At 62.0% G+C, this 1,318-nt stretch carries 2 protein-coding genes; one reads left to right on the top strand and one right to left on the bottom strand.

Annotated features, from left to right (window positions below):
* Positions 1 to 367: hypothetical protein (locus CK240_RS19645; protein WP_420818637.1), on the top strand; the 367-nt coding region annotated here is incomplete at its 5' end.
* Positions 368 to 564: 197 nt separating this feature from the next.
* Here the strand turns inward: CK240_RS19645 and CK240_RS17540 are convergent.
* A partial coding sequence (locus tag CK240_RS17540) for a cation:proton antiporter (protein WP_135058926.1) occupies positions 565 to 1,318 on the bottom strand: 754 nt, incomplete at its 5' end.

The following is a 1,318-nucleotide window of genomic DNA, read 5'->3' as shown; positions in this document are numbered from 1 at the left end:
GCGGAAACCCAGAGCGCGATCCTGCCGCTCGCCCCTATCTCGACACCCTGGCTGGTTGTTCATCGCTGCGGCGCTCGCGGGCATTGAGGTCACGATCTACGCTCTGCTCGACGATTGGAAGCGGGGGGCGAGGATCGCCGCCGCCCCGTGGATGCGGGTGGCCCTGCGCTACGGCGGCATCGCCCCCGCGGTGCTCCTGTTCCTGCTCACGCTCCGGCGCTCCGGCGAGCGCGCTGGCCGGCTCGCCGAACGCCTCGAAACCTCGGATAAGGTCAATGACATCCAACGCCAGATGCTCGACGCGGCAGCTCGCCGTCCTCGTGATCGCAGCGATCTCGCTGACCGCCTGCGCGACGGCCACTTCTGAACCTCGCATGCCTACCGTCTGTCCGCCGGTTGTTGAGTATAGCCGAGAGGTCCAGGCGCGCGCAGCCGACGAGCTCGATCTGCTGCGGGATGGGTCGGCAGTCGCCGAAATGCTCTCCGACTACAGCGTCATGCGGGATCAGGCTCGGGCGTGCTCTCAGTAATCTAAGAAATATAGTTATTCTGATGTCGACCCCACTAAACCTTTAGGGCCGCCCATCTGACCATAACACTCCCGGCCAGCATGCTCATGCCAATCGCGAGGAGTAATGGACCAGCGAATTCCTCCGCAACAATGCCCGATGACGAGGAAACCGACAGCAGCATCAGGCTGAATTCTCCTCCGTGGGCCAGGATTATCCCAGTCCGCCATGAGGTCTGAAGCGACTCGCCGAATATTCGGGCGACAACCAAAACGATCAGCGCCTTGCCCGCGAAAATGATCGCGAGCCAGCTCAGCACGACTGGCCACGCATACGGGATGATCCAAAGTGGCAATTGCGTTCCGATGCCGACGAAGAATATCCCGACAAACAAATCGCGGAAAGGCCGTATCTCGTTCTCGACAGCATGGCGCGCGTCTCCCTCGCCGATGATCATGCCGGCCGCGAATGCGGCGAGTGCCGGAGAAAGGCCGGCGGTGGCCGCGATAATCGCAGACCCTAGTGCAATGGTGAGCGCGAGAAGCTGGGCAAGTTCCGGATCGCCACGCGACGCTACCCAACGGGCCAGCAACTGCAACGGGCCACGGGCAATGAACAGGGCTGCAACCAATGCCGTTGCACTGGCGACGACCGTTTTCACGCCATACCCTTCGACGGCTCCACTCATCGAATCGTGCAGAAGCAGGAATGCGACAGCTGCCAAGTCTTGAAACAGAAGCACCGCAATGGCCAGGCGTCCTTGGGCCGATCCCAGAGCATTCGCGCTTGCGAGCACCTTGAGGCACATG

Origin of the sequence: Paracoccus salipaludis (assembly GCF_002287065.1) — a bacterium.
Classification (GTDB): Bacteria; Pseudomonadota; Alphaproteobacteria; order Rhodobacterales; family Rhodobacteraceae; genus Paracoccus; species Paracoccus salipaludis.
Note: the sequence above shows the minus strand (reverse complement) of the source record. Positions and strands in the feature narration are given on the sequence as shown.